Annotated in this window: 23 protein-coding genes; 19 read left to right on the top strand and 4 right to left on the bottom strand. The window is 53.7% G+C overall.

The genetic code is table 11. The annotated features are described in order from the left end of the window. Window positions 1–90: 90 nt before the first annotated feature. The 8 genes from N7326_RS02180 to N7326_RS02145 all read left to right on the top strand — a co-directional run bounded on the left by N7326_RS02180 (window position 91) and on the right by N7326_RS02145 (window position 7,228). The gene (locus tag N7326_RS02180; RefSeq protein ID WP_263088079.1) at window positions 91–1,113 is read left to right on the top strand and encodes a C40 family peptidase; all 1,023 of its coding nucleotides are present in this window, start codon (window positions 91–93) and stop codon (window positions 1,111–1,113) included. Then, a complete protein-coding gene (locus N7326_RS02175; protein ID WP_263088097.1) occupies window positions 1,110–2,207 on the top strand; it encodes a glycosyltransferase family 4 protein in 1,098 nt (365 codons plus the stop codon). The genes N7326_RS02180 and N7326_RS02175 overlap by 4 nt, the downstream gene beginning before the upstream one ends. Window positions 2,208–2,287: 80 nt before the next feature. Next, window positions 2,288–3,238, top strand: coding sequence for an ROK family protein (locus tag N7326_RS02170; protein WP_263088078.1), 951 nt, complete (start codon window positions 2,288–2,290; stop codon window positions 3,236–3,238). A 26-nt stretch (window positions 3,239–3,264) separates the two neighbouring features. Next, window positions 3,265–4,005, top strand: coding sequence for a lysophospholipid acyltransferase family protein (locus N7326_RS02165; RefSeq protein WP_263088077.1), 741 nt, complete (start codon window positions 3,265–3,267; stop codon window positions 4,003–4,005). Window positions 4,006–4,101: 96 nt separating this feature from the next. Then, window positions 4,102–5,136 carry an acyltransferase family protein gene (locus N7326_RS02160; RefSeq protein WP_263088076.1) on the top strand — a complete coding sequence of 345 codons (1,035 nt, stop codon included), beginning with the start codon at window positions 4,102–4,104 and terminating at the stop codon, window positions 5,134–5,136. Next, entirely contained in the window at window positions 5,133–5,279 is a 147-nt protein-coding gene (locus N7326_RS02155) for a hypothetical protein (RefSeq protein WP_259076057.1), read from the top strand. Before N7326_RS02160 ends, N7326_RS02155 begins: the two co-directional genes overlap by 4 nt. Window position 5,280: 1 nt before the next feature. Continuing rightward, entirely contained in the window at window positions 5,281–5,805 is a 525-nt protein-coding gene (locus tag N7326_RS02150) for a polyadenylate-specific 3'-exoribonuclease AS (RefSeq protein ID WP_259157625.1), read from the top strand. 34 nt (window positions 5,806–5,839) lie between these two features. Further along, a complete protein-coding gene (locus N7326_RS02145; protein WP_259076062.1) occupies window positions 5,840–7,228 on the top strand; it encodes a class II 3-deoxy-7-phosphoheptulonate synthase in 1,389 nt (462 codons plus the stop codon). A 34-nt stretch (window positions 7,229–7,262) separates the two neighbouring features. On the opposite strand, the gene pknB is transcribed toward N7326_RS02145, so the two are convergent. Further along, window positions 7,263–9,470, bottom strand: coding sequence for a Stk1 family PASTA domain-containing Ser/Thr kinase (gene pknB, locus N7326_RS02140; protein ID WP_263088075.1), 2,208 nt, complete (start codon window positions 9,468–9,470; stop codon window positions 7,263–7,265). A 74-nt stretch (window positions 9,471–9,544) separates the two neighbouring features. Here pknB and N7326_RS02135 point away from each other — a divergent pair, with 74 nt between their 5' ends. Continuing rightward, window positions 9,545–9,913: an Rv2175c family DNA-binding protein gene (locus tag N7326_RS02135; protein ID WP_259076066.1), complete on the top strand. Its 369-nt coding sequence runs from the start codon at window positions 9,545–9,547 to the stop codon at window positions 9,911–9,913. On the opposite strand, the gene N7326_RS02130 is transcribed toward N7326_RS02135, so the two are convergent. From N7326_RS02130 to N7326_RS02120, 3 genes are all read right to left on the bottom strand, one after another. After that, window positions 9,910–11,355, bottom strand: a complete 1,446-nt coding sequence (locus N7326_RS02130; RefSeq protein ID WP_263088074.1) for an alpha-(1->6)-mannopyranosyltransferase A — start codon at window positions 11,353–11,355, stop codon at window positions 9,910–9,912. The two genes, N7326_RS02135 and N7326_RS02130, sit on opposite strands and share 4 nt — an antisense overlap. Before the next feature lie 8 nt (window positions 11,356–11,363). Continuing rightward, window positions 11,364–12,434: a polyprenyl synthetase family protein gene (locus N7326_RS02125; protein WP_259076070.1), complete on the bottom strand. Its 1,071-nt coding sequence runs from the start codon at window positions 12,432–12,434 to the stop codon at window positions 11,364–11,366. A 158-nt stretch (window positions 12,435–12,592) separates the two neighbouring features. After that, the gene (locus N7326_RS02120; RefSeq protein WP_259076073.1) at window positions 12,593–13,138 is read right to left on the bottom strand and encodes a GNAT family N-acetyltransferase; all 546 of its coding nucleotides are present in this window, start codon (window positions 13,136–13,138) and stop codon (window positions 12,593–12,595) included. A 207-nt stretch (window positions 13,139–13,345) separates the two neighbouring features. Between N7326_RS02120 and N7326_RS02115 the strand changes: the two genes are divergently transcribed. The 10 genes from N7326_RS02115 to murD all read left to right on the top strand — a co-directional run bounded on the left by N7326_RS02115 (window position 13,346) and on the right by murD (window position 24,648). Further along, window positions 13,346–13,774, top strand: coding sequence for an SAV_6107 family HEPN domain-containing protein (locus N7326_RS02115; RefSeq protein WP_263088073.1), 429 nt, complete (start codon window positions 13,346–13,348; stop codon window positions 13,772–13,774). 186 nt (window positions 13,775–13,960) lie between these two features. Beyond that, the gene (locus tag N7326_RS02110; RefSeq protein ID WP_259076077.1) at window positions 13,961–14,335 is read left to right on the top strand and encodes a DUF3040 domain-containing protein; all 375 of its coding nucleotides are present in this window, start codon (window positions 13,961–13,963) and stop codon (window positions 14,333–14,335) included. A gap of 480 nt (window positions 14,336–14,815) precedes the next feature. Further along, complete coding sequence (mraZ, locus tag N7326_RS02105; protein WP_259076079.1) at window positions 14,816–15,247, top strand: division/cell wall cluster transcriptional repressor MraZ; 432 nt, start codon at window positions 14,816–14,818, stop codon at window positions 15,245–15,247. Between the two features lie 171 nt (window positions 15,248–15,418). Next, window positions 15,419–16,441, top strand: coding sequence for a 16S rRNA (cytosine(1402)-N(4))-methyltransferase RsmH (rsmH, locus tag N7326_RS02100; protein ID WP_259076081.1), 1,023 nt, complete (start codon window positions 15,419–15,421; stop codon window positions 16,439–16,441). Continuing rightward, window positions 16,438–17,112: a hypothetical protein gene (locus N7326_RS02095; RefSeq protein ID WP_259076084.1), complete on the top strand. Its 675-nt coding sequence runs from the start codon at window positions 16,438–16,440 to the stop codon at window positions 17,110–17,112. The genes rsmH and N7326_RS02095 overlap by 4 nt, the downstream gene beginning before the upstream one ends. A 146-nt stretch (window positions 17,113–17,258) precedes the next feature. After that, window positions 17,259–19,124, top strand: coding sequence for a peptidoglycan D,D-transpeptidase FtsI family protein (locus N7326_RS02090; protein WP_263088072.1), 1,866 nt, complete (start codon window positions 17,259–17,261; stop codon window positions 19,122–19,124). A 71-nt stretch (window positions 19,125–19,195) separates the two neighbouring features. Then, window positions 19,196–20,704, top strand: coding sequence for a UDP-N-acetylmuramoyl-L-alanyl-D-glutamate--2,6-diaminopimelate ligase (locus tag N7326_RS02085; RefSeq protein ID WP_259076088.1), 1,509 nt, complete (start codon window positions 19,196–19,198; stop codon window positions 20,702–20,704). Further along, window positions 20,701–22,173, top strand: coding sequence for a UDP-N-acetylmuramoyl-tripeptide--D-alanyl-D-alanine ligase (locus N7326_RS02080; protein ID WP_259157629.1), 1,473 nt, complete (start codon window positions 20,701–20,703; stop codon window positions 22,171–22,173). Before N7326_RS02085 ends, N7326_RS02080 begins: the two co-directional genes overlap by 4 nt. 3 nt (window positions 22,174–22,176) lie before the next feature. Further along, a complete protein-coding gene (gene mraY / locus N7326_RS02075; protein ID WP_259076093.1) occupies window positions 22,177–23,274 on the top strand; it encodes a phospho-N-acetylmuramoyl-pentapeptide-transferase in 1,098 nt (365 codons plus the stop codon). Beyond that, window positions 23,275–24,648 (top strand): UDP-N-acetylmuramoyl-L-alanine--D-glutamate ligase, encoded by a 1,374-nt coding sequence (gene murD / locus N7326_RS02070; protein ID WP_263088071.1) that lies wholly within the window; start codon window positions 23,275–23,277, stop codon window positions 24,646–24,648. The last annotated feature ends 5 nt before the right edge of the window (window positions 24,649–24,653 follow it).

Genomic DNA, 24,653 nt, shown 5'->3' with positions numbered 1-24,653 from the left:
GGGGTTTTTCGCTTTGTCCCATCTGGATGAGGGATGGGATAAAATGGCGGTTTAACTTTCATCTGATATGCCTAAAAGGGGTGGAGTATCGTGCACATTCGTGCCGTCGGCATAGTGACCGTGCTTGCTAGCGTGAGTTTGGGGTTGCCAATACTTAATGCCCAAGAACTTCCAGACCGTGATGTGGACAACCTCATCGCGCGTATGGGCGAGATCTCCGCAGAGGCTAATATAAAAAGCGAGGAGGTCAAGCAATTAGCTGAGGACCTAAAAGCCGCCGAAGCAGGATTACCTGATTTCGAGCACCGCGCTACAGAGGCCACGGCGCTCGCCGATGACGCTCTGAGAAAGCAACGCGATTACCAACGGAGTGTTAATTCGATTGCTCAGGCGAAATATCGGGGCGCAGTAAAAGATCGAGTCACCCAGGTTATCGGATCGAACAATCCCCAAAACGCCATCGACCGCTCAGCCTATTTTGCAACGTTGACCCATACCACCGAGAAGGTAGTAGAAAGCCTGCAGCAGGCAACACGCGAGGCTAACGAGGCGCGTAACGAAGCCCGTCAGGCCCTGGAGGAAGCAAAATTTAAGCGTAATAACATCATCGCTCGACAAAAAGATCTGGAGCGAGAAAAAGAAGAGCTCAAGACTAGGATCACCGAGGTGATTAACCAGGTTGATGCCCTCAGTCCTGCAGAACGGGCTCGCTGGGTGGAGAAGAATGGTCCGGTAGATTACACATTAGCGGGTATCGAGGGCGATAATCCCTCCGGTATGCAAGCCCTTGAAGTGGGTTTGACTAAGCTCGGCTCTCCCTACGGGTGGGGTTCCGCCGGCCCCGACGCTTTCGACTGCTCGGGACTAGTGGTCTGGTCTTATGCTCAGCAAGGAAAAGTACTTCCCAGAACCTCCCAAGCCCAGATGTCGGGTGGTAAGCCAATTAGCCGAGCAGAATTGCAGCCCGGTGACGTGGTTGGCTTCTACCCAGGGGCCACTCACGTCGGCATCTACGCTGGTAATAACAAAGTCCTCCACGCCAGCGACTATGGTATCCCCGTTCAGGTAGTGAGCATGGACTCCATGCCGTTTTATGGGGCGCGTAGATACTGATGCGGATCCTACTCGTTACTAACGATTTCCCCCCTACCACAGGCGGAATCCAATCATATGTGCGCGATTTTGTACATACCCTGCCTGCGGGCGATATCGTTGTCTACGCCTCTACCCAGGACCAACACGAAGCGGCACTCTATGATGCCACGGTTAGTTACCCGATCATAAGAGACTCCGCGCGAGTGCTGCTTCCCACTCCTCGGGTGCGCCGAAAGATGCAGCAAATAATTCGCACATATTCAGTCGATACCGTGTGGTTCGGGGCAGCAGCTCCCCTCGGACTCTTGGCGGCAGCAGCAAAAGAAGCCGGCGCGACTCGCGTAGTGGCTACCACTCACGGGCATGAAGTGGGCTGGTCCATGCTGCCTGTTGCCCGCTCCCTCCTTGGCACTATAGGAAAACACTCTGACTGCGTCACCTATATCTCTGATTACACCCTGGATCGCTTTGCGTCTGCCTTCGAGCAAAAAGGTTCGTGTCACTTTGCGCATCTGCCTTCAGGCGTGGACCACGACGTATTTAGACCTCGACCCACCCAGCACAGTGAATCTCTGACGGTTGTGTGCATCTCTCGTCTGGTTCCGCGTAAAGGTCAAGATCAACTCATTCAGGTGTGGCCGGAATTTCTCCACGCATATCCTCATGCCCAACTTATTATTGCTGGTAGTGGGAGAGACGAGAAGAGGTTACGCCGGTTAGCAGGTGATGAACCAACTATTACCTTTTCAGGTCGGATCAGTGAAACCGAAAAGGTAGAGCTCATGCAGAGTGCGGATATTTTTGCCATGCCTTGCCGCACGAGGGGAGGCGGACTCGACATCGAGGGCCTAGGGATTGTCTATCTTGAAGCGCAAGCTTGCCAAGTGCCGGTTATCGCTGGGAACTCAGGGGGTGCCCCGGAAACCATGACCGCTGATAGCGGTCTTGTAGTCCACGATTCGAAGGAGCTCCTTCGAGCCTTGTGCTACCTTGCTGAAGATGCTGAAAGACGTCGTGCCATGGGGGAGGCAGGCCGGAGGAATATCGAGGAAAATTGGACCTGGGATACCATGGGTCGGCGGCTGCGCACAGTTTTGGGTTATGCCGAGTAATTTAGAGCCAAGCTTCAAGACGTTATATCCTTGAATAATTAATCTACGTCAAAGAGTGGGTACAAAGGTTGTCTAAGGTCATGCATGAAATTCTCACCGTCGGTTTCGATATCGGGGGAACCAATCTGCGTGCCGGCGTGGTTGACCACGAGGGACATATCATCGATGCAGTAGCTACTCCCGTCCCGCGCAGTCCTGAAACCCTTGTGCGAGGTATTATCCAGGCGGTAGAGCATCTAAAATCCTCCCATGATATTGCTGCGGTGGGACTTGCAGTTGCGGGGTTCTTAGATCCTGAATGCGAAATCGTGCGCTTTGCTCCGCACCTTTCCTGGCGCGACTATCCTGCCAAGAGAGAACTTGAAAAGGCTCTGAGGTTGCCGGTTCGACTTGAACACGATGCCAATTCGGCAGCGTGGGGCGAAAACCAATTCGGTGCAGCCCGTGGTGTGGACAATTGGGTATTATTCGCCCTCGGCACCGGCATTGGGGCAACTTTGATGGATCGAAACACTATCTATCGCGGGGCCTTCGGCACCGCTCCGGAATTTGGGCACCTTACCGTCGTTCCCGATGGACGTGCCTGCGCCTGCGGGAAAAAGGGCTGTTTGGAGCGCTACTGTTCGGGATCGGCTTTAGAAGAAACCGCGCGAGAATACCTCAATCACCCCCACCATCTCCCCACAGCTTTAACACATAAGACAATCAGCGGCCGCCACATTATGCATCTGGCCCGTGAAGGCGATCCGCTAGCAACCGAGGTGCTCAAGGATTTTACTATCTGGCTGGGCAAGGGTCTGTCCATCGTCGGCGATGTCCTTGACCCCGGTCTTATTCTGCTGGGTGGGGGAGTCTCCCAAGATGCGGACCTTTATCTGGCTACTGCGAAAACGATTATGGCTGAGAATCTGGTGGGCGCCGGCCACCGCCCCGTGGCCGAGGTGAAATGCGCTGAATTGGGCGCTGATGCGGGTATGATAGGCGTAGCTGACTTGGCTCGGCGCTACGTTAACACATCCCTGCCGGATTAAGACTATTCAGGAGCTTTCAAAGGATTATGACCAGCAAACAATGGTATTGGATATTCAAGTATATTGTGATGGGTCCTTTCCTGAAGCTTTATAACCGTCCCGAGATTACCGGCGCTGAAAATATTCCCCACACAGGTGGCGTCATACTAGCCTCCAATCACCAATCGGTGATGGATTCCTTCTACTTGCCACTGATGATTTCCCGCCATGTGACCTTCTTAGCCAAAAGTGAGTACTTCACCGGTACCGGCGTTATCGGGGCTATTCAGCGGTGGTTTTTTAATACAGTAGGCCAGGTTCCACTTGATCGCACATCGTCAGACGCCAAGGCAGCTTTAGAGGAAGCCGCGGCGCGAATTCTCACCAATGGGGAAGTCCTGGGTATTTATCCAGAAGGCACTCGCTCTCCAGATGGCCGCATCTATCGCGGTAAGACAGGTATGGCACATATAGCTCTCAAGCTGGGAGTACCAGTGGTGCCGGTGGCTATGATCGGTGCTCGAAAGGCCAACCCCATTGGTTCCTGGATTCTTCGACCACATAAAGTAGGACTACGCATCGGCGAGCCTATTGACGCCCGCGCCTATATAACAGGTCTCGGCTTAGACCCCGAGACTCATGAAGCGAAGAGAGCCTTCACAGACTATTTTATGAAGACCCTGGTTGAGCTGGCACAGGCAGATTATGTCGATATATATGCCAGTACAGTCAAAGAATCCCTAGCCGCAGGAAAAGGTTATCCACGAGGGGCGGAACCGCAAGTTTAAATCCCGATTTTGGGGGCAGAACTACTACTTTGAGCCCGCCCCTTGTTATGCTTAGCCACTTGTAAAAACGATCCCCAGTGGCTGGAGAAAAAGACTGTGAGCACCCCATCGGATAAGGCCCGCCTACCGTGGCCTGATGTGGCGCGCGGCATCTCCATTATCGGCGTCGTAGCCCTCCACGCCACAATAGAGGTCCCCGGCGGGATAGATACCGGCTTAGCACGACTCAATGCCTTCATCGATCCCCTCAGAATGCCCCTTTTCTTCCTCGTTTCGGGCTTTTTTGCCCTGAAAGTCACTCGTTTTACAGCCAAAGAACTCTTCACCCACAGGCTGTGGTACCTATTTGTACCCTATATCCTCTGGACTCCCATATGGGTGCTGTTGACCGAGTACCTCCATCGCGGGCGGATAGTGGGGTTGCGAGAACTAACTGAGCTATTATTTGCTGCACATTCCATGTATTGGTTTTTGTATATGCTCATTCTCTTCACGTGTGTCTTGTGGCTGAGCCGCTCTTGGCGATTATCCCAACAGTTGCTCATCCCGAGTTTAATAATCGCTGTGACGCCACTACTGATCCAGCTCCCCATCCCAAATATTCACCGCTTTTTGTACTACCTACCCCCTTTTCTTCTAGGTGCCTACTTGCGCCCGTGGATAACGCACTTTGCCATGTCAGCTTTCAAGCCGGGCCATCTCCTTGGGGCTGGAGGTTTAGCGGTCGGAGCCTACCAGATTGAATTGATCGAATTCTCTGCCTTCTGGGAGCCGCTACAGTTCGTGGGAATCCGCTTAGCCTACCTACCTCTAGCAGTTATAGCCGCCATGGCACTGAGTAAAATCCCCCTGGTAGGTACTGTGCTCGCTAGTGTTGGGCAACATACTTTAGTGATCTATCTCGGTCACCCCATCGGGCTCAGTCTTGGTCTACTCATCCTGTTGCCATTCGAGCATTTCGGACATACTCACTTCATGGTTGGGGCAGCACTAGGGTGTTCCATTCTCGGGGCATGGGTGCTTCATAGAGTGCATCAACTCCCAGGCCTTAGATGGTTGGTCACTCCACCGCCTATTTCGCTACCACTTTGGGGCACCCGCACCCAATCAGTACACTTGGCTTCACGATGAAGATCAAGATTATCGCGACCCTCCTGCTGCTGATCGGCTATGTGATCGTGGGGGCCTTGGATTTCCATAATTCGGTTATCGCCCCTATGGTGTGCGTTGCTGTGGCATTGATCTTTTTCTGGCCCAGTCGAAAGGACAGCTGAGATGAGATTTTTCTATGATACCGAGTTCATCGAGGACGGCACCTCAATTGATCTGGTCTCTATCGGCATTGTGGCGCAAACAGGAGAAGAATTCTATGCCGTATCCACTGATGCAGACCACCGCTTGGCCAATGCGTGGGTTAAAGAACATGTACTCAACCAGCTTCCCAACCCCGCTAGCTCGGTGTGGATGAATAATGAACGCATTGCTGCAGAAGCTTTGAAATTTATGAGCAGTTTCCCCGGATCAATCGAACTCTGGGCTTGGGTCGGGGCCTATGACCACGTGGTCTTTGCTCAATTATGGGGCGATATGCAGGGGATGCCGAAGAATCTGCCACGTTATACTCGAGAACTTAAGCAGTACTGGGAATTAGCTGGTAAACCACAACTTCCTCCTCTTCCAGCAGGAAACCACGATGCTTTAGTCGATGCCAGACATAATCTCGCCAAATTCCAGGTCTGCATGGCCGCTATGCCCCTCAATCAAAGGAATGCGGTCATGACATCGGGTGCTATGGATTAAGTCACTATGTGATTTTCGTGATAAACATAGAGGTGTGAGTTGGACAGTAGATATTCCTAAAGAAGCCCTCCCAGATTTACCGCCGCTACCTGATGGCATTCGCGAAATCTTCGACGACGTCATTGCGCGTCCCGCCCATCAGCAGCCAAACTGGGACCCGCACATCGCAGCGAATGTGCGCAAGATTCTGGAATCGGTGCCGCCGATCGTGGTTGCCCCCGAAATTAGAGAACTTGAAAGCAATCTCCGAGATGTGGCTTTAGGGCGAGCCTTCTTGCTTCAGGGTGGCGACTGCGCCGAAACCTTCGAGTCCAATACTGAACCCCATATTCGCGCCAATATCAAGACCTTGCTGCAAATGGCTGTCGTGCTCACCTACGGTGCGTCAACTCCAGTAGTGAAGGTTGCGCGCATTGCAGGCCAATATGCAAAGCCCCGTTCGAGCGATCTCGACGAAAATGGTCTACCCAACTACCGCGGCGATATTGTTAACGGCGTCGAAGCGCACGCCGAGTCACGCTATCATGATCCAGCTCGTATGATCCGTGCTTATGCAAACTCCTCGGCTGCCATGAATTTGGTTCGTGCCTTGACCGCCTCGGGTACCGCCGATCTCACCCGAGTGATGGAGTGGAATCGCGAATTCGTCTCCACATCTCGAGCCGGCGCCCGCTATGAGGCACTCGCTCAAGAAATCGAGCGCGGACTGGACTTTATGGGAGCGTGCGGAGTCAACGATGATTCACTCCGCCACGCTACGATCTTTGCTTCCCATGAGGCTCTCCTTGTCGATTATGAGCGCGCCCTCCTCCGCCTTGCAACCGATGAAGAGGGTCGTACCTCCTTATACGATCTGTCAGCGCACCAGCTGTGGATAGGCGAGCGTACCCGAGGTATCGATGATTTCCATGTGAACTTCGCCGCCATGATCTCTAATCCCATTGGTTTAAAAATCGGTCCGAGTGTTACCCCGGCTGAAGCTGTAGCCTATGCAGACAAGCTTGACCCGAACTTTAAGCCGGGTCGACTGACTCTGGTGGCGCGAATGGGACACGACAAAGTGCGCTCAGTTCTGCCAGGAATCGTCGAGGCTGTGGAGGAGTCAGGGCACAAGGTCATTTGGCAGTCTGACCCTATGCACGGCAATACCATTACATCGTCGAATGGCTATAAGACGCGTCACTTTGACAAGGTTATCGACGAGGTTCAGGGCTTCTTTGAAGTCCACCGCGAACTAGGCTCGCACCCCGGCGGAATTCATATTGAATTTACCGGAGAGAATGTCACTGAATGCCTAGGAGGTGCTGAGGATATCCAAGACTTGGATCTGCCCGGTCGCTATGAGTCAGCGTGTGATCCCCGTCTGAATACTCAACAGTCTCTTGAACTGGCATTTCTAGTCGCTGAGATGCTAAGAAATTAAAAAAAGAACCCGCCAGATGGCGGGTTCTTTTTTCCTAGGACACGGTGGCAGTTATGCGCTGGCCCGGTTTAACGGATTTACCCGCTTTCGGTGATTGCTTAGTCACAATTGCTCCGTCGTCCGCACTCGACGCTACAACTAAACTGAGTCCAGCGTCTCGAGCGGCGCGCGCGGCATCGGCAACGCTCAAGCCAACAAAATCGGGAACCGATATCCTCGACACTACAATGATGGTGACCTCCGCTGCGTCGGCGTCGATGAGTGTTCCAGGTGGCGGATCGAGCGTGGCTACCGCCTGATCAGAAAAGCCCGCAGCGGTGGCTGAAGATGCTCGTTTAGTGGCTTTAACCTTAACGCCTAGGTCCTCTAATTGGCTGCGAACCTCGGCAGCGTCAAGCCCGACAACCTCGGGCAGAACCACCGCCGTGGACACTGAGATTGTAATATCCTGACCTTTCGCCGCTTGTTCGCCAGCAGGCGGATCACTCTTGATCACTTTGCCATCTGTCATCGTCTCATCGTAGATTTTTTCAATAATGACATTGAAGCCAGCCTCTTCGAGGATGGTGCGCGCCTGTGGGCTTGTCTGGCCCTTAACCTCAGGTACTGTCACCGGCTCGGGCCCCTTGGAGCGATGCACTGTGACTACCGATTGGGTAAGCACCTCTGTGCCGGGTTCCGGTTCCACGCGGCTGATCTCACCCGCTGGGATATCGGAGGAGAATTCTGGTTCTCCCTCCTGAGCCGCCAATGTGTAATTGGCCAGAATCTGAGGGTAGTTAGCGATTCCCCGAAAATCAGGCACCCGTGGACGCCCCTTGGACACCAAAAGGGTGACAACGTCACCCTTAACCTGTCGTCCACCTGCTTGAGGATCGGTGCCAGCAGCAAAACCTACCGGAATATCGTTGGCATAGGCCTCCTGGCTGGTGGTTGAGAAACCGGCTTCACTCAGTACTCGTTCAGCAGCTACTCGCTCCATACCAATGACCTGTGGGATCTCCCCGTAGCGGCCGGAACCAAACCACCACCCACCGATCGCTACCGCAATGGTGAGAATGAGGGCCAAAATTGTCCACGCAATCAGTCGCCCTTTGCCGCGGTTGTGAGCGGTCACTGGTGGGGTATATGGGATGGTTACTGGCTCCGGAATATAGCGTGGCGCGCTATTTACGGGAGCAAAGGTAGTGGTCTCGTTGAGAGCGTCAAAATCGGGGGCTGATTCTGTGGCAAGAATGGAAGTCTCTTCATTGCTGCCGATTACTGGCAGTACAGTGGTGCTATCCACCGGATTCTCGCTCATCTCTCCAGCAGTTAGCGCCGTTGTGAACATGGCAGAATTGTCGTCTTCGATTATGCCTTCAGCGGCACGCGAGGCCGCACCGTCGCGAGGCACGGGCACCGTGAAATCAGGAAGCTGCAATTCCTCAGCGACGTCTTCGAGTGCGAGTAGAAATTCCGATGCATTATTAAAGCGCTCGCTGGGACTAAAAGAGCACGACGACACTACCAATTCATCGATGAGCTTCGGAACCCCGCTGATTTGAGAGCTGGGAACAGGCACGTCGACATCGAGCCGCGCAAATGCTTTTTCCATATCGGATTCACCCGTAAAGGGTGTTTCTCCGGTGAGCAGTTCGAAGAGCACCAGACCTGCGGAGTACACATCAGACGCTGGGGTGATGGAGGCACCGGAAACCTGTTCTGGTGACAGATAGCTAACCGTACCGACAATTGAGTTCTGATCGCCGTCGTGGGCGGCGGCGCGCACGAGACCAAAGTCGGAGAGCTTAACCTGGTGATGGGACGAGATGAGAATATTATCTGGCTTCAGATCACGGTGGACGAGTCCGGTTTGATGGACGGCATCAAGCCCCTTAAGGACCTCGCGCATCACCGCGACGGCGGCATGCGGTGGCATAGGACCGCGCTCAGCGAGTAATTCCCGCAACGTGCCGCCGGTGATCAACTCCATGATGAGGTAGAGGTGTTGCCCCTGCGAGGAGAAATCATAGACGCCGACAAGGTTAGGGTGGTTGATGCGCGCCATCGCCTGGGCTTCGCGGTGGAACCGCTGTCTAAAGACAGGGTCGTTAACGTAGCGTTCGTTCATGACCTTGGCGGCCACGCGCCGACCCAGGCGGGTATCGAGGCAGCGGTAAACCGTGGACATTCCACCTTTCGCAATCGGTGCTTCGATTTTGTACCGGTCTTCGAGGATATCGCCAACGTTTAACTGCATGCTTTCGATTATTCCCTAAAACCTCGGAGTTGCGGAAACTGCGTCAGTGAGAAAAGTCTTGGTATGTTAGCTGTGTGAGTAGTGAAAAAGTTTCAGCTTCGATAATCCCCGCCGATACCGAATTGCTAACAGTGGTTGAATATGCCCAGCGCTTGGGTGTTGCAGTGACCCGAGTATTCGATATGTTGGGCGAGCATAGGCTCATCTGTGTATACGATGGTGCGATCAAAAAAATTCCGGCCGATTTCCTTTCCGCGAAGGGAACAACCAATAAATTCGTCCCAGGTCTTATCGCCCTACTCTCGGACGGTGGCTATACCGATACCGAAATTTTTACCTATCTCTACACTGACGATGACTCCCTTCCTGGTCGTCCTATAGATGCCCTCCACGGGCATCTAGCGCGCGAAGTTATGCGGCGCGCACAGGCTATGGGTCTCTAGATTCTTATAAGCCGTGCTGCGCTGACGGCTACCAGGGCGCAACAGATGACCCAGATCGGATTATAGAGTTGGTGATTGCCCGAACCGGTAAAGCTGGCCGCAATGAAGATGCTGCAAGCTGCGAGTGCCCGGATGAGTAAAGGCCTCTCGCGTAGTCCAACTACCACCGCGCTCAATGGCAGAATACTGGCGTAGTACCACGGTAATACCACTGCATTAAAGCTCAAGACCACGATATACATGACAGCCATAGCGGCCACCGGTTTCGTGCGACCCCACCACCAACAGAGGAGATACCCTCCGACCATGATGACAGCACCCATCTGGCGCATCACTGCCAGAACCTCGTTATACGGGAAGGGCTCGATAAATAGTGACCCAATAACCGCGATCTGGTCACTGATAAGGGTAGGGACGGACAGCGGATTTATAACCTTGGAATTACCCGTGAGCGCTTGGATCCATCCATAGGAAGCACCCGAAGCGGTGGTGATTAACGCTAGAACGGCTACACTAAGAAGTGCTCCGATTGTTGCGTGCAAGAAAAAGGCGCGCACCCGAGCAGCTGTTGAGTTGTGGCGATTGACCGCGATCCAGATCACAAAAGGTAGGACAAAACCCGCCGTTGCCTTTAGCGACATCGCTAATGCAATGAGCACAATACCGCTATAGAATCCCCCAATATTGGGAAAGCGGTAGATGCTCACGAGGCCGACCATCACCAGACCTACCATGATGGCCTCATTATGCAGGCCACCAATAAGATGGATGAGCATGACAGGATTGAGCACGCCTATCCACAGCGCAAAACTTCTGTCTACACCGAATATCAGCGCCAGCCGAACCACACCATAAGCTATGAGTGCACACCCGATCAGCATGACGGCTTTTATGAGGTAGACACCTATGAGCACCTGATCGCCCGCTAGAATCGTGATTCCCTTGCTCAACCATAAATGCAATGGCCCATATGGGGTAGTGGTATTACGCCAATCATGGGAGACCTCGAAGAGGTAATTATTGGGATTAACAGCGGGGCCTTGGGTGTAGGCGTCGAAACCGTCGCGCAACAGAGTACCTTGCATGAGGTAGGAGTAGACATCACGCGACATAAGGGGAGCTGCTGGAATGAGAGGCACCACCCACCACAGCATAACCTTACGCATAAAGGAATAACTTGGTAGGCAGAGTCCGAGAAGAACCCACGCCGCTATCAGACCCATGGTGCCCACCCACACCGCGGTATTAGACAACGTTGCTCCGTGACCAAAGCTGAGAAATTCCCAACCGAGACGCTTGAGTAGCCCGTCGCGCCGCTGGATTGCACCGCCACCAAAAGAACCTAGAGTAAGCAGGAGAGCAGAGACTGAGCCGAGGATGAGGCCAGCGCGGGCGGGGGAAAGCTGGGTGATGTGCGAATAAAAAGGTGAGCTGGCAGGCATATCAGTGGCTAAAGGGCACGCGCCGTGGCCTGGGAGGCAATCTGCGAGAGTAACTCAAATACTTCTGGCTTCAGGTTAAGCTGCTCCAGATAGTGAAGTCCTTGTGAGACCATCGTGTCAATTCGCTCTTCGATTGCTTCATCGGCCCCTGTGCTTTTGATATCGGCCGTTAGCTGGCTAATAGCTGCAGCGTCCACGACGTTGCCTATACCAGCTCGAATCCGCTTTTTAGTTGCGGGATCAGCAAGTTTGAGCGCAGTGGCGAGAAGTACCGTTCGTTTACCCTCGCGCAGATCGTCGCCTGCTGGTTTGCCGGTAACCTCAGGATCCCCGAAGACCCCCAATTGATCGTCTCGGAGTTGGAAAGCTATACCGATTTCCCTACCAAAGTGTCGCAAACCGGTGATTCGTTCGGCCGAAGCATCACCGAGTGCAGCTCCGATATGTAAGGGGCGCTCGATGGTATAGGCGGCGGTTTTGAAACGATTGACATTATTGGCTAGGGCGAGATCTTCGCTTGAGCTAGCCTCTAGCGCGATATCAAGTAATTGGCCGCCGATAACCTCCGTTCGCATTCCGCGCCATGCCGGTAGGGCTCTGGTGATGGCAGCGGGGCTTAACCCAGAGGAGTGGAACATATCGTCGGCCCAAACGAGCCCGAGATCGCCCATGAGGATGGCGACTGATTCTCCAAAGTGAGCGCTATCGCGAGACCAGCCGCGCTGTCGGTGTGTGGATTCGATGAGGCGGTGAAAGGTGGGATTGCCGCGTCTCGTATCAGAAGAATCGATAATATCGTCGTGGATGAGAGCACAGGCCTGAATAAATTCAAGCGAAGATATGGCAGTGATAACAGCTTCGACGTCTTCACACTCATGACCAGCTGCCACATAACCTGCCCAGGCGCACAGAGGTCGCATCCTTTTCCCGCCGCTTAGGACAAATGTTTCCAGTTTCCCTACAGCCTCCGAGACAGGGTCTCCGATAGTAGCAATAGCTTCGCGCTGCTCGCTAAAGAAGCGGCGGAGCTTATCTTCAACACGAGCTGGTAGATCCTCGATTGCAGGGTACTGATTCATGATTCCTCGCGCGGGTGAATGAGTTCGAATTATTAACGTATTGCGGCGGATGTCACCAAGTCTTCCTGACTAGTTTACGGTATATCCGCTACCGCGCAGCATTTTTTTAAGCAGCGCACTCTCATCAGGTCTGTAGTGAGCTGAGCGCCTGCACTGGCTTAGGGGCGCAGTTGCTTAGAGAGGATGGCAAAGGGGCGGGCATCGCCGCGAAAGTGAAAATCGCGAAGTACATCTTGAAAGCCAAAGTTCCTATACAGGTGGAAGGCTGCATTCTCTTCTGCGTTCACTTCGGGAGTAGATAGTATCGCGTACTCACAGTCCACCTTGTGCAGTAGCTGTTGGAGGAGGGAGTGGCCGATCCCCAGTCCTTGGAGTCGGGGTTCGACGTGAATTTCGGAAATAGTGAAATAATCTCCTAGCACCTCTAAGCGGTGTGACCCATGCTCACGCAAACCGCGCCGAATTTCTTGGTCCCACCACTGGTGGCGGGCTCCGCGGTGGCCAAAACAAAAGCCCAAAAGGTGGCTGGCATCATGCGCGATAACTGATTGAAAATCTTTTTCGAGGGAGGCAATCCGCCACGCTTTCATCGCTGTGTTGTGCACGTCTGTGCCATAACTCATCGCACGGATATAAATACTGACCAGTTGGGGACAGAGCACCGAGAATTCATAAGGGCTCAGGCGTGAGTAGAAGATAGGCACCCTTGTATGGAACCACGTTTTTAAGCAGATAACTTTGTTTAGCGGAAAATACCCCTTCTCATTTTAGAACATATGTTCTAAAATGAGGAGTGTGTAGTCCACCTCATTCGATAATCTGAGCTACAACAAGCAAATCTTCGTTCTAAAAAGGCATAAGCCCCCTGAGTCTCGTCGCTCGAAAGGCGTGAATGATTAAGGAGAAAGATAATGGGAGTCGTCGTTTCGGCTAGTACACGTTTTCAGGCTGGTCAGGGGAGTGCCGCGGGTTTCTTAAACCGTGCTCAGGTGCTCACCCGTGAGGCGGTGCAGGCTCGCGACCACGGTCGTCTCGATATCGCCTTAGAATATGCATACCTGGCATCCATTAAGGTTGCGGCTGCGTGGGTGTCCTGTACCGTCGTGGCGAAGCGTAAACGGAAGCCGCGTTCAGTTTTTGCTCAGTTAGCTATGGTGGGCGGCGAGGCTACGCAGTGGGCGCAGCGTATCGGAGCCTTTTCGCAATTGCGTTGCCGATCTCTATCGGGATTGGAGTGCCAGCTAACCGTGGAGGTCTTAGATGAGCTCATCGAGCTCGTGGCCGAGTTTTATAACGAGGTGGATCGGATTACCGTGGTCTCCTACCCAGCGGCTTCTTAGATGGGGGTGACGTGGCTAGAAAAGTGTTCGCTAAGGGAACTTTCGCTTCGGGGTGGCCGTTGTAGTACTAAGAAGGCATAATCTTTGCTATGTCGAGAGCGGTTTCATGCAGCTCCTCCCGATAAAAAGGCATTATGCTGGTTGTATTCACAATATATCGCTGCATTGCGTACCAAGGGAGGCGCCGTGTCACTTTCCGAGCACGAGCAAGAATTACTCAAGGAGATCGAACGGTCGTTGCTGGCGGAGGATCCACATTTCGGTAAGTCGGTCCCGCGAGGCGAAGCTCATAGCGCGCTGAGCTTCAGGGGCTTTGCAGTTATCGTCATTGGCCTTGTGATGTTGGTCGGTGGGGTAGCACTTAGTCAAATCTCCCTATGGCTGGTTGCCCTCAGTATTGTCGGCTTTGTGGTGATGGTGGCTGGCGCTATCTGGATGCTCAGCGGAGATGGTGCTTCTAGTGGTTTAACGAAGAGAGAGAAAACCCTACCACGGCCGGTCAAAGACGACGGCTTGGGGTCGCGTATGGAAGAGAATTTCCGCAAACGCTTCGAAAAATAAACGCTTTTTATCTCAGCCCTCAAGAGAAATCTTGGGGGTTTTTATTGTGCTCCCCACTTCCCCCCACCATCAATGGCTGGGTTTTAAATTTTTTGGATAGTGCTGGAATGGTTCTCGGTTAAGTTGTGGATGATGGTGCAGTTCGCCACAGAAATATGAGGTTTTTGAGGACTGCTGTTAAGTCTTGTGAATGATGGGTGTGTCTTATACTAGCGGTGTACAACGATACCAATGGGGGAGAATCCAGGGGTGAACTGGCTATAGCTAAAATTTTGCCCCACTCATATCTGCGCAGGTAAAAGCATTTTTTGCGCGCAAAAAAAGGGTGGATTCAATGTTTGGCTACAAAAAGTGGGGGATTGTGGGGTAGAGTGGGGCACGTAGTAAACGGGAAACCTTCGCAGATAAGTGGAGGACACACGATTACTGCCCCTTGATTGTCAACCGAGGCTTGGAAAAGAAAGGTGGGTGCCTGCATCCATGTTTCTGGGAACTTATACCCCCAAGCTGGACGATAAGGGCCGCCTGACTCTTCCGGCAAAATTTCGAGAGGAATTAGCCGGCGGTCTCATGGTGACCAAAGGGCAAGACCATTCCCTGGCGGTCTACCCGAAGGATGAATTTGTCAAACGCGCTCGCAAAGCGGCAGAAGTTTCGCGAACGAATCCTGAGGCACGCGCCTTTATCCGTAACCTCGCAGCAAGTGCGGATGAACAAAGGCCAGATGGTCAAGGACGCATCACTTTATCGGCTCCGCACCGTGAGTATGCGGGTCTTGTGAAGGAATGTGTGGTCATAGGATCCATGGATTTCCTTGAAATCTGGGACGCCGAGGCCTGGGCAACGTACCAAGAAGAAACTGAAGCAGCCTTCGCAGCTGCCGATGGTGATATCTTGGGCGGTTTGCTCTAACGCTGCATCGAGTACGCGGAGTGTACATATGAACTCCATTCTTGATCGTCGTTCTGGTGTACTTCCCCGACATCAGAGCCTGGATCTAATCCAGTGGATGAAGAATGGGGCTCTATGTATACCCCACCAACTCGACTGGCATGACGAAGAGTTCAAGGGAAAGAGACGCTTGTGGTTGACAGCACTACTCAGTTTGATCACACCGCGGCCAATCACGGCCACATACCGGTTATGCGAGACAGGATCGTTGAACTTCTCAGTCCCGCTGTCGAGCTCATGGGCGATAACGCCGTCATTATTGATGGCACCCTAGGTGCTGGAGGGCACAGCGAATCCCTTCTGAACACCTTTACAAGCGTGCATATTATCGGCCTCGACCGAGATGAGCGGGCCCTAGACCAGGCCCGTGAGCGTTTAAAACCCTTTGGCTCTAGGTTTATCGCCTTCAATACTCGCTTCGATCGCTTCCTGCCTCTCTTAAGAGCCTCCGATGCCCCTGGGTGTACCTTACTAAAAGAATTCGGACTCACGGGTGCTCTTTTTGACCTGGGAGTGTCATCGATGCAGCTTGATCAGATTGAGCGAGGCTTTGCCTACCGAGTCGATGCACCCCTCGATATGCGTATGGATGGCAATGACGGGCTCACCGCCGCCGATATTCTCAATACTTACTCCCACGGCGACTTGGCTCGTCTGCTCAAGACCTACGGCGAAGAACGCTTCGCTGGAAAGATCGCTACGGCCATCGTGAAGGAACGCGAGAAAGCACCATTTGTTACCTCGGCGCGCCTTGTCGAACTTCTCTATGCCACTATTCCCGCCGCGACTCGCCGCACTGGTGGTCACCCCGCAAAAAGGACATTCCAGGCCCTACGCATTGAGGTGAACAAGGAGCTCGAAGCCATCGAGAATGTACTTCCCGTCATCACTGATCTTTTAGCTCCAGGCGGGCGATGTATCTTTATGGCCTATCAGTCTCTTGAGGACAAGATCGTGAAGAATTACTTCAAAAAAATTACGGCGGACACGACACCCTTGGGGCTACCGGTTCATTTGCCTGATGATTCTCCTCGCTTCAAACTTCTGACCCGGGGAGCGGAGAAGGCTTCTGCTACTGAAATTGATACCAATCCGCGTTCCGCCCCTGTTCGGGTTCGGGCTGTGCAAGCAATAAAAGAAGGCATAGGATCATGAATGCAACGACCATCGAGCCCCGCAAGCGCACTGGTCAGTCTCGCGACTTAAGCAAGGGGTCTATGCAAAGCTCGCGACTTAGCACGCTAGCACCTCCTCAGCGCCCCGTGGTTACCCGCACGGTGACTGCCCCTCAAAGGCGCTTCCAACATAAGAGTGGCTCAAAGCAACAGTTCACACACCGTGGTCGCCGAATCGAACGCCCGCAAGCTAATCGTCGCGCGGTGTATACGGTTGTAGGCTTCACCCTCCTCATTCTGCTCGGTTTCCTGGCCGCCTCAATTGTCTCTGGTGTGACCACCCAACAAGCCTTCAGGATCACCGAGCTAAGGATCGCGCAGCAGACTTTGGATAACCAGCTCGAGACGCTCAATAGAGACGTGGAGCGAGCCGCAGCGACAGGTCAAATTGCCCGCCAAGCACAGCGCTATGGCATGGTGATTCCAGATCAGCCAGGTGTCTTAGTGCGCAATCCCGATGGCACCGTAGTCGAACAGCGGCCCCCTAGTGATCGCACGCGCCCGATCACCGATATCAACGATGAGTATATGACGTCTAATATCCCCACCAGCGATCCGCTCCACACACAGGGTACGATGGATCAACAGACTACGGCGCCCATCGAGGGTCCCGTGGTGGCAGATATCGCTCCCTATACTGCAGGGAACTAGAGTATTTCGAGGTTCTATAAGCCGTGGATAAGCCGAGATCTCAGCGACCGGGACGAGAGGATAGCTCGTCCCGGCTTCGCGGTTACCCGAATCTAGCGCCCGAACGACCTCAGAAAGCGCCACAAAAGACTGCCCCACAAAAAGCAATGCGCCAGCGGATCGCTCTAGTGCGAGTATTAACCGTCGTGATCGCGGTCGTTCTTATCGGGCGAATGGCTTTTATCGATATCGCTTGGGGACCGGAACTAGCCGCTCGCGCCGAACAGCAGCGCACCCGAGTATTCGAGGATCATGCAAAGCGCGGGGAGATTGTTGATAGACAAGGTAAAAAACTCGCATTCACCATGCGATCGAGTATGTTAAGCGTTCACCCGAATCTATTGCGCGACGAGCTTCCCTATGTGATCAAAATGGATCTGATCAAAGAAGGCAAGTGGGGCAGCATAGCCGTTAAAGATCGCGATAGCGTCCTTGAGGGCCTCGTCGATACCTATCTGCGCAATTATGCAACAGAAATAGCTTCCATCATCACCGAGAACGCAGCCTCCCATCATGACGTCTCCGCCAAGGAGATCTATCAGACGCTGACTAGCGACAGTACCTACTCGGTTCTGGTCGCTCGGGTAGACCCAGATATAGCGCAGATGGTTGCCGATAAGTTCTTCGGCATTGTGGTGGAGAATAAATTTTTAAGGGAATACCCTAACGGTGCCATTGCCTCTAATGTCTTAGGCAAAGTAAGCCCCCAGGGTGCGGGGCAGTTCGGCTTCGAAGCCTCGCGAGATTTTCTTCTCGCTGGCCGCGATGGCCAGTACACGTACGATGTTTCAAATGGGGGACCCGTCATCCCAGGTACTCGTCGCGATAAGACCCTGCCCGTCGACGGAGGAAGCGTTACCCTCACCCTCGATTTGGATCTGCAAACCTATGTGCAACAACAACTAGAACAAGCCAAAGCAAATTCTTTAGCACAGAGCGCATCAGCAGTTGTTCTCGACGCCCACACCGGTGAAGTTCTGGCTATGGCTAATACGGACGCCGTTGATAACACCGGTGATCTGCAAAAGCAACTCGACGAAGGCAAGAATTTCGGAAATCCTACGATATCCGAGCCCTTTGAACCTGGATCGGTAGCTAAGATCATTACTGCCGCCGGCGTCATTGAGGATGGTGTGAGCACGCCCGATGAGGTGCTCACCGTCCCAGGATCCATCCACATGGCGGGAGTCAGCGTCAAAGATGCGTGGGACCATGGACCAGTGCCCTATACCACTACTGGGATTTTTGGAAAATCTTCCAATGTAGGAACCCTCATGCTAGCCCAACGTCTTGGCGAGCAGCGCTATGGGGATTTACTCAAGAAATTTGGCATTGGACATCCCACGGGCATTGAATTGCCTGCCGAGTCGGAGGGACTCTTACCGCCGATCGAACAGTGGTCGGGAGGAACCTTCGCTAATCTTCCCATCGGCCAAGGCATGAGCTGGACATTGCTTCAAATGGCTGGAGTTTACCAAACTCTCGCTAATGGCGGTGAGCGTATCGAACCTCGCATTATCGCTGAAGCCCGTGATACTTCAGGCACCGTTATTGAACAACCGGAACCTCGAAGAGTTCGGGTAGTGAGTAAGGAAACGGCGCAAACCGTGGTAGATATGTTCCGCTCTGTCACCCAATCCGATCCCAGTGGACTGCAACAAGGAACCGGTAGCACGGCAGCGATTGCGGGTTACCAAATCGCCGGAAAGACTGGTACCGCACAGCAGGTTGATCCCCTCACCCAGGCCTATTCCAATTCCGCATACTGGATCACTTTCGCCGGTATCGCTCCAGCGGATGACCCCCGCTTCGTTGTGGCCCTTATGTTAGATCGGCCGCAACGTGGTGTTCACGGTGAAGGCGGGCAATCAGCAGCGCCGCTCTTCCACGATGTTGCGAGCTGGCTTCTCGATCGCGATAATATTCCGCTGAGTCCCCCCGATTCAGGTCCGATGATCCTGCAGGTTCCTTAGCAACCGGCGAATCCCCCCCTTATATAGGGCTACCGAGCAAAAAATACAATGTGGAGAGAAGGTTAGTGACAGTGCAGAATCAGCAGCAAGGAATCACCCTATCGATTCTTGCCGACATTGCAGGTGCGACTCTGGTGAACGCAGACGCAGCACGGGGAGGGATCACTGGCATTAGCCTCGACTCGGCGTCGGTGCAGGAAGGTGAAATCTTTGCCGCTTTACCAGGCACCCGTGTCCACGGCGCCCAGTTTGCAGGCTCCACCGCGGCAGCAGCTATTCTCACCGATCGCAAAGGATTGCTCATCCTTGAAGATGAAGGAGAACAGCGCCCCATTTTAGTGGTGGAGGATATTCGTTCCATTCTCGGCCCCGTCGCCAGTTATATATTTTCCGACCCTTCTGCTGATTTAACCGTTATTGGTATCACCGGCACATCTGGAAAGACCACCACAAGCTACCTGTTAGAGGCTTGTCTCATGGCAGCGGGGAAAAAGGTTGGCATTATTGGCACCACGGGCACGAGGATTAATGGCGTGAAGGTGCCTACCTCACTTACCACCCCAGAGGCCCCAACTCTGCAAGCCCTTTTCCACCAAATGCTCGATAGCGGTGTGACCCACGTGGTTATGGAGGTATCCTCCCACGCTCTTATGCTAGGGCGTGTCAATGGGGTTCATTTTGATCTCGCAGGGTTTACTAACCTTTCTCAAGACCACCTTGATTTCCACCGCTCCATGGAAGAGTACTTCGAGGCTAAGGCCCTTTTATTCGATCCCCAATCAGCCATCCACGCATCTCGAGCCGTTATCAACACCGACGATGAATGGGGAAAGAAAATGCTGCTCAGAGCGGGTTCGCTAGCCCGTGCTTTAAGGACTGTGGACAATTATACGAGTCAGAGCACTCACTATGAGGTCACCGGCATTCGCAGTGCCAAGGCGGGATCTCAGGAGTTTAGCTTTAATTCGGTACCAGTTGTCCTTCCTATGCCAGGGCGTTTTAATAGCGCGAATGCGGGCCTCGCCCTAGCCCTCGTCGATAGTCTCGGACTCGATATATCAGCGGCAGTCAAGGGCTTAGCTACCGTCGGGGTGCCCGGACGCATGGAACGTATCGACGGTGGTCAAGATTTTCTGGCTGTGGTTGATTATGCGCACAAACCAGCAGCAGTACAGGCCATATTAGAGACCGTGAGAGCACAAACTCAGGGTCGTGTGGGCATTGTTCTTGGCTGCGGCGGGGACCGCGATGAATCTAAGCGGGCAGTAATGGGTCAGATAGCTGCAGGGCTTAGCGATCTTTTGGTGGTCACCGATGACAATCCGCGCTCGGAGGATCCAGCACAGATCCGACAGGCCATGCTCACTGGGGCACGGGAAGAAAAGGAGAGCGGTGACGTCATAGAAATCGGGGATCGCAGAAACGCAATAGAATACGCAGTGAATTGGGCTCAGCCTGGTGACTCGATCATTATCGCTGGAAAAGGGCATGAAGTAGGACAGCTGGTCAACGGAGTCAATCACCACTTTGACGATAGGGAAGAACTAGCCCTGGCCATAGAAAAGAGATCCCGCAAATGATCGCCATGAGCTTAAATGAGATCGCCACCGCCGTGGGCGGAATTGTCGTGGACGCCACCGGCTCCGAAATCGTGGATGGGTCAGTGGAATTTGATTCGCGGGCAATCAAACCAGGCGATCTTTTTCTAGCAATACCAGGAGCCCGCGTAGATGGCCATGACTTCGCACAACAAGCACGGAAGCGGGGAGCCCAGGCCGTCATGGGCTTGCGGCCTACGGGCGTACCCACGGTCGTTGTCCCGCATATCGGCCCCGCAGATAGCAATTCATATGCCACAGAGCACGACCAGGACGGTTCGGTAAGCAGTGTGCTCGCCGCTTTAGCCACACTTGCTCACCACCTGATCACCCGTCTTGACCAACTCACCGTGATCGGCGTTACTGGCTCGGCCGGCAAAACAAGTACCAAAGATATCATCGCCAGTATTGCGCGACTCGCGGGAGAAACCGTCGCGCCACCGGGCTCCTTTAATAACGAAATTGGCCACCCCTATACCGCCTTACGCTGCACCGAAAGCACCCGGTATCTTGTCGCAGAACTTAGTGCGCGCGGACTCGGACACATCGCTCACCTAGCTCAGATCGCACCTCCACAGATTGGAGTGGTGCTCAATATAGGAAGCGCCCATATGGGGGAATTTGGGTCGAAAGAAATTATTGCTCGCGCCAAAGGAGAGTTGGTCGAAGCTCTCGACCCTCAAGGGGTAGCCGTGCTCAACGCGGACGACCCCTTAGTCATGCAGATGCGCCAAAGGACATCCGCGCGGATTCTCACCTTCTCCACGAAAAAGCCGGCCGATCTGTGGGCCAGTGATATCAGCCTTGATAAGCTCTCACGGGCCCGGTTCACGTTGCACTACGGTGGCGAAAACGCGGTTATCCACCTCAATATTTTCGGTGCTCATCAGGTTTCTAATGCTCTTGCCGCCGCGGCTGCGGCCGTGGGAGCGGGAATCGCCTTTGCAGATATCGTCGCGGGACTAAATTCTCACCAAGGGACATCAGCTAACCGTATGGATGTCAATATTCGCCCAACGGATAACCTAGTGGTCATCAACGATAGCTACAACGCCAACCCGGAATCTATGCGCTCAGGTATCGATGCAGCTATAACAATGCGCACTCATCGGGTAATCGCAGTGCTCGGGGCCATGGGGGAACTAGGCGATGAAGCACTTGCCGCCCACCGAGAGATTATCGACTACGCCGTCAATCAGGGGATCGATATCGTCATAGCGGTAGGTCAAGACCCAGCTGCGGCAACAATCTATTCTCATGCCCTCACCCGGGGAGTAGAAAGTTACCAAGAAATGACCCCGGACGCCGCGGCAGCACGAGTCGAAGATATCTGCCACGAGTCCGACGTGGTATTTATTAAGGCTTCACATGCATTGGGCCTCTGGGAGGTAGCAGATAGGCTGCTTCCTCATAACCGCATAACGATAAAAGATAACCAGGAAAGTACATAACCCATGACCCAGATTATTATTGCCGCGCTTAGTAGTTTTATTATCGCTATGAGCCTGACCGGGGTCTTAACAAGCAAATTTAGGGCCTCAGGGATCGGCCAAGAGATCCGGGAGGAAGGTCCAGAGTCCCACCAAACAAAGAGGGGTACGCCCACAATGGGTGGCCTTGCCATTGTGGTATCCATCGTACTCGCCTATGCTTTCGCAACGGTCTACGGGGCTCTGAACGGTCATGGCGGTCCGAGTGCCAGTGGCATCATCGCCCTCGCCTTAGTCCTTGCGCTCGGGGGACTGGGTTTTGCCGATGACTATATTAAAATCTTTCGTCAGCGCAATCTAGGTTTAACGAAGACACAAAAATTAGTGATCCAAGCTGTCATCGGAATCTGCTTCGGGATCGCCATCGTTTTGTTCCCTAATGAGGATGGGCTTAGTCCCGGAAGCACTCATCTCAGTTTTGTGCGTGATATAGACACCATCGATCTTGCCTTCGGTGGGGGCTTGGGCATGATCATTTTTGTGCCCTTCATCTACTTGGTGGTGGCCGCATGGTCGAATGCAGTGAATTTGACCGATGGCTTGGACGGGTTAGCGGCGGGCATCTCAGTGCTCGTCTTCTCAGCTTATGCCGTCATCACCTTTTGGCAATATCAAAACTCCTGTAGTGTCGCAGCCGTACCCGGCTGTTATGACGTACGAGACCCCCTCGATCTAGCCATCATCGCCGCCAGCGGCATTGGGGCGAGCCTCGGCTTCTTGTGGTGGAACCGCAACCCTGCCCGAATCTTCATGGGCGATACCGGATCCATGGCGCTCGGCGGCATGGTGATCGCACTTTCGGTTATGAGCCGCACCGAATTACTGGGCATCATCATCGCTTTGATCTGCGTTCTCGAAACCATCTCCGTCATCATTCAGGTCGCAGTTTTCCGCACCACGGGGAAGCGATTCTTCAGAATGTCCCCGCTGCACCATCACTTCGAAAAAGGGGGCTGGCGCGAAATCCATGTGGTGTGGGGCTTCTGGGCCTTCACTCTGCTCAGCGTCGGAGTAGGGCTAGCGATTTTCTTCAGCGAATCTCTCTCCTACGGAGTCAACTAAATGAATATCACTGGACCAATTCTCGTAACCGGAGCCGGCGTATCTGGTACCGCTATGGCACGCCTGCTCAGCAACCAAGGCCATGACGTAACCCTTGTAGACTCCAATGAGACCGCACTCGCCATCGCCCTGGAGCTCACCGGAGTCCCAGGTATTACTCCCGAACGGGCGCACCACGCACTAGCGGATACCGCCCTCATAGTAACGTCACCAGGGTGGCGCCCTGACACTCCACTTTTTGACGCTGCCGCTCAGCGCGGTGTCACAGTCATAGGCGATGTGGAGTTGTGCTTCCGCCTTGATCAGGCTGGCTTCTTTGGACCTCCTCGCACATGGATGGCAGTCACAGGAACTAATGGGAAAACCACCACGACCTCCATGCTCGCTGCAATGATGCGAGAGTCAGGGGCCAAGGCCCAAGCGGTGGGCAATATCGGGGTATCAATCGCGGAGGCCCTGGAGGCGAGCGAGCGAGTCGATATTGTGGTCGCCGAATTATCGAGTTTCCAACTGCACTGGGCTGAGGACCTGAGACCCCATGTGGGTGTATTGCTCAATCTTGCTGAAGATCACCTCGATTGGCATGGCTCCATGCAGGCCTATTGTGAGGATAAAGCCAAAATTCTCACCGCAGAGCACGCGATCGCGGGCGCCGATGACGTCGCTAGTCGTCCCTTCATCTCCAAGGCTAACGTAACCTTTACGGCGGAGGAGCCCCGCAAAGGTCAAATAGGTGTGCGTAATTCTAAGATTTGTGACCGAGCTTTTGCCGAAGAAGAGTATATCGCTCCCATAGCGGGGATTCAGCCACCGGGACCTGCCGGACTTTACGATGCTTTAGCTGCCACCGCCGCTGCACGCGCTGTGGGCGTTGAGCCCCAAGCCATCGCTCGCGCTCTAAAGAATTTTCAAAGCGCTGGCCACCGCGGCCAGGTCATCGCTTACGAGCGAGGCATCCAAGCGATCGATAATTCAAAAGCAACCAATCCTCACGCCGCAGACGCCGCCCTCGCCGGTCACGATTCCATCTTATGGGTTGCCGGTGGACAACTTAAGGGCGCCGATATTGACGGCTTGGTTAAGAAATATGCAGCTCAATTAAAGGCCGTAGCACTTCTTGGTGTCGATCGTGAGACCATCGCCCGTGCTGTGGCACATCATAGGCCTGATATAGAGGTCTATTCCATTGCAGAAAAAGATCCCGTTATCGCGATGGACGACGCTGTCGCCTGGTTAAGTGACAGAGCCTGCGCCGGCGATAGCCTGATTTTGGCGCCCGCCGCTGCAAGCCTAGATATGTACACCGGAATGGGCCAGCGAGGGGATATCTTTAGCCAAGCGGCAAAGAAGTACCTAGCAGAGCATCACCAATGAGAAGA

The sequence above is a fragment of the Corynebacterium sp. ES2794-CONJ1 genome (assembly GCF_025660615.1).
GTDB lineage: Bacteria > Actinomycetota > Actinomycetes > Mycobacteriales > Mycobacteriaceae > Corynebacterium.
The sequence above is the reverse complement of the archived record's forward strand: the minus strand, read 5'-3'. Positions and strand labels throughout refer to the sequence as shown.